4 protein-coding genes are annotated in these 6,000 nt (G+C 41.3%); 1 reads left to right on the top strand and 3 read right to left on the bottom strand.

Translation table 11 applies throughout. The features are described from left to right. The first annotated feature begins 78 nt into the window (after positions 1-78). Positions 79-744: a sigma-70 family RNA polymerase sigma factor gene (locus tag B5X76_RS19485; RefSeq protein WP_079645601.1), complete on the top strand. Its 666-nt coding sequence runs from the start codon at positions 79-81 to the stop codon at positions 742-744. A gap of 364 nt (positions 745-1,108) precedes the next feature. On the opposite strand, the gene B5X76_RS19490 is transcribed toward B5X76_RS19485, so the two are convergent. From B5X76_RS19490 to B5X76_RS19500, 3 genes are all read right to left on the bottom strand, one after another. Further along, positions 1,109-3,058: an OmpA family protein gene (locus tag B5X76_RS19490; protein WP_079645602.1), complete on the bottom strand. Its 1,950-nt coding sequence runs from the start codon at positions 3,056-3,058 to the stop codon at positions 1,109-1,111. 51 nt (positions 3,059-3,109) lie between these two features. After that, on the bottom strand, positions 3,110-4,120 hold the full coding sequence (locus tag B5X76_RS19495; RefSeq protein ID WP_079645603.1) for a PorP/SprF family type IX secretion system membrane protein: 1,011 nt from the start codon (positions 4,118-4,120) through the stop codon (positions 3,110-3,112). A 25-nt stretch (positions 4,121-4,145) separates the two neighbouring features. Further along, the coding region (locus B5X76_RS19500; protein ID WP_139375405.1) for a T9SS type B sorting domain-containing protein at positions 4,146-6,000 on the bottom strand (1,855 nt) is incomplete at its 5' end.

Raw genomic sequence — 6,000 nt, forward strand, 5'->3', positions numbered from 1 at the left:
AATATTTAGCCCTTTAGATGGGATTCCTGTCAAAATCTGCTTATTTTTGAGTTGAAAAACTTAACATCAATTTACACTATGGAGCAATTTAATGACCTTCTCGAAGGTGACCTTATCGACCGTATTTTAGCTGGTGACAACCGCCTGTACGAGTTGATCGTAAGACGATTTAACCCTTACCTTTACAAAATAGGGCGTTCTTACAACTACAATCATGAAGACACGCAAGACCTTATGCAGGACAGTTTTATTGACGCCTTTAAAGGCTTAGCGACATTTGAAGGGCGTGCTCAATTCAAATCTTGGATTATACGGATTATGTTGAATAATTGCCACCGTAAACGCGAAAAATCGAGCTTTAAGAACGAGATCAGTATGGAAATCGATGATAACTCGAAACCCATGTTCAACCATTCGATCAATGACACGAACACCATTCTACAACAGCACGAACTCCGCCACGTTATTGAAGAATCGTTGTCCCGGATTCCATTAGAGTATCGTATCGTGTTCTCCTTACGCGAAATAAACGGGCTAGATATAGCTGAAACCGCCAGTCTACTTGATATCAGCGAGGCTAATGTTAAGGTGAGGCTCAATCGCGCCAAAGACAAGCTCCGTAAAGAAATAGAAAAAAGCTACACGCCCTCAGAACTATTCGAATTCAACTTGATTTACTGCAATAACGTAGTGGAACAGGTCTTCCGTGCTATTAATGACCATGCTCTACACAAAGTGATTTAAACTAAAAAACTTCCATGATTCCATTGAATTACAAACAGAGATAAACTGAACCCGATCGTGTCTGGTGAGCTCTTGAATGCCAATAATAAAGAACAATGTTATGAAAAAAGTTTTTGATGTCCATTAAACCGTACGAAGTCAGATCATTGATGCGACAAAGAGTTAAAACGAATCAATAATACGGACACTTTCAGAAAAAACTTTCATGATCCCTCTGGATCACCAACAGGCATGAAAGTTCTTGATGGCCTTTGAAAACAGACACTTTCAAAAAAAGGAAGCGGTAAAATCGGGGAGAAAATACCGCATTCCGCATCTACCATTATAAAATCATACTGAATCGTATGATAAAAAACTGAGCTAATTAATAAGCAAGCACTTCGACTTCTGTCCGTCTGTTTGCCTGGTGTTCTTCTGGCGTACATTTCACACCATTTGCACATTTATTTACCAATCGCGTCTCGCCGTATCCTTTGGCAACCATCCGATCCCCGTCTATACCTTTGCTGACTATATAATCAACGGCAGACTGAGCCCTCTTTTGTGACAACTTCATATTATAACTATCAGAGCCCCGACTATCCGTATGACTTGAAAGTTCGATTTTCAATGTTGGATTATTTCGCATCGTAGCGACCAATTTGTCTAGGATTAAAGCGGCGTCAGGTCTAATATTATGCTTATCGAAATCGTAATAAATATTTTCTAAGACAAATTTTTCACCCACTTTATTTACAGGTTGAAGATTCAAAGTAACTCTAATCGTTGTATCTTGTTTTGGAAAAACAGCGTTAACCAATGCACTATCGGCCATATATCCTTCCTTTTCACCATACACTTTATAAGCTAATCCCTTGTCCAGATCAAAATTTATGGTACCATTTCCATCGGTACTTCCTCTAGCAACAACATTCTTTTGATCGTACAGCATAACTACAGACTGTTCCAAAATATCGCCTGTTTTTTTATCTTTCACAATCGTAATCAACTCAATATTTAACCGAGGTTTTGTCAGCGTAAAGGAATATATATCATCAGACCCCACTCCTCCTAAACGATTGGATGATAGATACCCCATCGTATGATTGTCATCATCCATACTGTTTACAAAAGCAAAGTCATCAGAAGCTGAGTTTACCGGATATCCCATGTTGATAGGTTTTGAAAAACTAGATTTAGCACCTTTCGCTTTAAAAATATCCAATCCGCCCATACCTATATGGCCTGTACTGGAGAAATAGAGATTATCTCCCTCTATCGCAGGGAACATTTCATCGCCTGTAGTATTAATCTGACTACCTGCATTTTGAGGAGCTCCCCAGGTGCCGTCGCTCTGCAATTCGGAATACCAAATATCGACACCTCCCTGTCCACCCGGCATATCTGAAGCATAATAAAGAACCGTTTCATCTTTATTTAATGCAGCATGTCCCAGTGAATACTCTTTTACATTATTGAAAGGAAAGTTCCCCTCTACCCAAGCGTCTCCATTTTTCTTGTAAATGCTTAGTTCCAAGTTCTGCTTTTTCCAACGTTGCGAGTTAGCCTTGTACTTTTGCGCATCTTTACCTGCATAGGTACGTGTTAAAAACAACCTATCATTTGCTAAGTTTACGGCGACAGGTCCTACATGATAAGTAGAATTATTAAATGCTTCTGTCATCAGGTTAGGATAATTCAGACTCCCGTCCATACGCCGCTCGGCCGAATATACTTTCAGATAGGCCTGCCCAGTCATCCCACCCTTCTCCTTTAACAAACTATTGGGTTCGGCGGCATATAAAGCTCCGTTTGCCGTTGGGGTAAGCCCAAATTCGGCCAGTGCGGTATTTACTGCCTGCTCATTCTTTATCTGATGTTTAGTAGGGTGTTGCATCCAGTAAGCCGCAGAATCAGCACCGATAATAGCGCGATCTATTTCTTGACTAGCTCCATACTTGCTGATATACTTTCCATATTGTTCTTTCGCCTCTGGGTATTTTCCCTGTTGCTTTAATACTTCTGCATATTTCAAATGAGCATCCTTACTAGCATCACTTAACATGACCACTCTAGAAAACCAATTCTCTGCCAGGTCGTAACGCTTTATATAATAATAGCTCTCGGCCAGCCGCTCCATATCCAACGTCTTCGGATTCTTTTTATCCAACACTAATTCTTCGTAGGACTGTGCTGCATTAGCATATTCCATTCTCAAAAACTCCTGCTCGGCCCGAGCCTTCCGTCCTGGTTGCTCTTGCGCCAAAATAGGCTTTATATTTAGAGCTAGTAATAAAACTAAAGCTCCTATTCCCTTGTAATATCTTCTGTTCATATGTTTCACAATTTGTAGTTATCTAACTAGGTTTTGTTATCCTTAATGATCTTAGAAATACCTAGGGCTTAACACCTGTCTTCCAGTCCTTCCAAAAGTAACCCCCAAGGTAACCTCATGTGTTCCATTCTGCATACCGCTCATCCGGTTGAGCATGTGATCGTACGAGTATCCTATACGGAATTTTGGAGAAACATAAAACTGGGCAACACCACTAATCGAATTCAATGAGCTCAGTTTACTAGCAGAATTTGACACATATTCACGATTAAAGATCTTTGCTCTCGTTCTGTATCCTGCTCCTATCCAAAACTTGTCATTGAAAATAAACATGGCATTAAGATCCATGGAGGTCGGCCCCTTGAAATCATCCTTTATAAGAATACTTGGCCTCAACATTAAACCTCGATCCAATTCGACAAGCATCCCCGCAATAAAGTAGCCATGCACTTTACGATACAAACTTTCAAGGGAATTTTGATTGAACTGAAAATCCTCACCGCTATTACTATTGCTAAACAAATCCTGAACAGAAACACCTGCGTACCACTTCGGATTGCTATAATACACACCCAAACGAACATCTGGTCTCCAAGTAGAAATCTTTCCTTCCGGAACTACCACATCCCCCTGATCGTGATATTTTAGTTTATTACCATCAAGACTATACTGTGTCACTCCTGCCGCAATACCTAACGCCAACCGATTCTCGTCTCTACGATCCAATTGTAAACGCAAAGCATAGTTGGCATAAACACTGGTCGCTGCCTGAGCACCCAACTGATCTGCTGTCACCTGAAGTCCTACCCCATGTCGCTTGTCTTGATCGATCACTCCGTCTACCGAGATAGTTCCTGTTTTTGGAGCACCATCCCATCCTGCCCACTGGCTGCGAAGTCCCATCTGTCCAAACCATTCCTCCTTATAGCCCGTGTAGCCTGGATTAATACTTATCGAGTTAAATATGTACTGCGTAAACTGAATGTTTTGTTGGCCGTAGCCCTTCCATACCAGAAGAGCCATGGTCAACGTTAGTGCGCATTTTATTCCGTATCGTTTCATAACGCGTATTACTTAATTACTTCAATTAATTTGATTTGATTGTCACCCATCCTTTTTGTACCTCTACTTTTCCACCTTTTAACAACTCCAACACATAGAAGTAAGTACCTTCACTCAGTCCTAATCCACCCCAATCGTTATTGTATGTATTACTCTTATACACTTCGTTACCCCAACGGTTGACAATTGTGAGTGATACTTTATCATACAGCTCAATACCTTTGATACGGAATACATCATTTTTACCGTCTCCGTTCGGTGTGATGATATTCGGAATATCCAGGTCGTTGCTAGCTACTGCTACGCGTACTGTTGCTGTATTACTCCATCTGCCTTTTACATCCTTCACACGATAAGTAAAGGTATCTTCACCGATCATATCACGGGATGAAGTGTACGTCACCTTACCATCCATTTCGACATTAAGCTGCGCTCCTGCAGACGATGCAACCACCTCTATACTGGCTGGAACAATATCCCATTTGGTAACAATATCATTTGCCAACACATCCACCGTCACTGGTATTGCTGTCTTCGTCTCCGCGATATCATCTACCGCTTGGATCAAAGGATAGATTACCGGTATTTCTGGTGTATCATCCTTATCATCAGGATCCTCTGTATCCGGTTTTCCTGGCCTCCAAACGGAGATACCATTCGTAATATTCTCCGGAGCCTCATCATCTATCTTAGCTGTAATCTTCACTGTAATTGTACCACTTAAAGCTAATTTAGCAGTAGTTGTTACAGTAGTTTTATTACCTGAACCTGATATCGTCGCATTATTACCTATTATTTCATATTTCTCTATAGTCACACCAGCACTTGGACGCTCAGTTAGCTTGATATCTTTGCCTATCTCCATCACAGAAGGACCATTATTGGTGATCGTCACTGTAAATGTTGTAGTCTCACCCGCTTTAACACGCGCTTCATCCGCTATTTTTTCTATTGTCAAGTTATAATCGCGATCTACAGGAATTGGAGGAGTATCGTCCTTATCGTCCTCTGGATCTGTTCCAGGATCTTTATCAGGCCCCCATACTGTAATACCGTTGGTAATAGTCGTTGGTGCATCCGCATCGACTTTAGCTATAACTTTTACTACAATCGTTTGTCCTTGAGCTATCTTGGCTGTTGTAGTTACCGTTGCATTATTAGCCGTTCCATTGACCGTTGCATTCGTACTTATTATTTCATATTTATCGATAGTTACGCCAGCACCAGGACGTTCTGTCAACTGGATTTTTTCGCCAATATCGATAGTAGATGGACCATCGTTTGTAATAGTCAATGTAAAGGTAGTATTTTCTCCCGCTTTTACACGAGTCTGATCTGACTTTTTAACAATACTCAGATTCGATTCACGATCTACCGGGATCGGAGGCGTATCATCCTTATCATCCTCTGGATCAGTCCCTGGATCCTTATCTGGCCCCCAAACTTTAATACCGTTGGTGATAGTAGATGGAGCATCCGCTCCTACTGTAGCGGTTACTTTCACTGTTATAGTACCCCCTACTGCAATTACACTGTTTGTAGTTACTGTAGCAGAGTTACCTGTTCCTGTTGCCGTACCATTAGCAGAAGTCACTTCGTATCCCGTGATTGTCAGACCTGTACCTGGTAGCTCTCCAAGAGTGATGACCTTACCTGCTGCAATGTCGGCTGGTCCGTTGTTCTTAATCGTAACAGTGAACGTTGTATTTGTACCTGCTTTAACACGAGGCTGATCAGCTACTTTAGTTACTTCTAAGTTATTAGCGATAACAAATCTTGCCGTTGCTGGGCTACCGTTAATAGACTTAGCATCTACCTGGGCATCAACAGTAATTATACCTGCTTTCGTAGAAGTAGGCTGTACAACTGCAACACCAGCT

The organism is Sphingobacterium nematocida (genome assembly GCF_900168125.1).
In the GTDB taxonomy this organism is placed as follows: Bacteria; Bacteroidota; Bacteroidia; order Sphingobacteriales; family Sphingobacteriaceae; genus Sphingobacterium; species Sphingobacterium nematocida.

Coding starts and splice junctions, on each gene's coding strand:
- B5X76_RS19490 (WP_079645602.1), bottom strand. CDS start 3,058: ATGAACAGAAGATATTACAAGGGAATAGGAGCTTTAGTTTTATTACTA.
- B5X76_RS19485 (WP_079645601.1), top strand. CDS start 79: ATGGAGCAATTTAATGACCTTCTCGAAGGTGACCTTATCGACCGTATT.
- B5X76_RS19495 (WP_079645603.1), bottom strand. CDS start 4,120: ATGAAACGATACGGAATAAAATGCGCACTAACGTTGACCATGGCTCTT.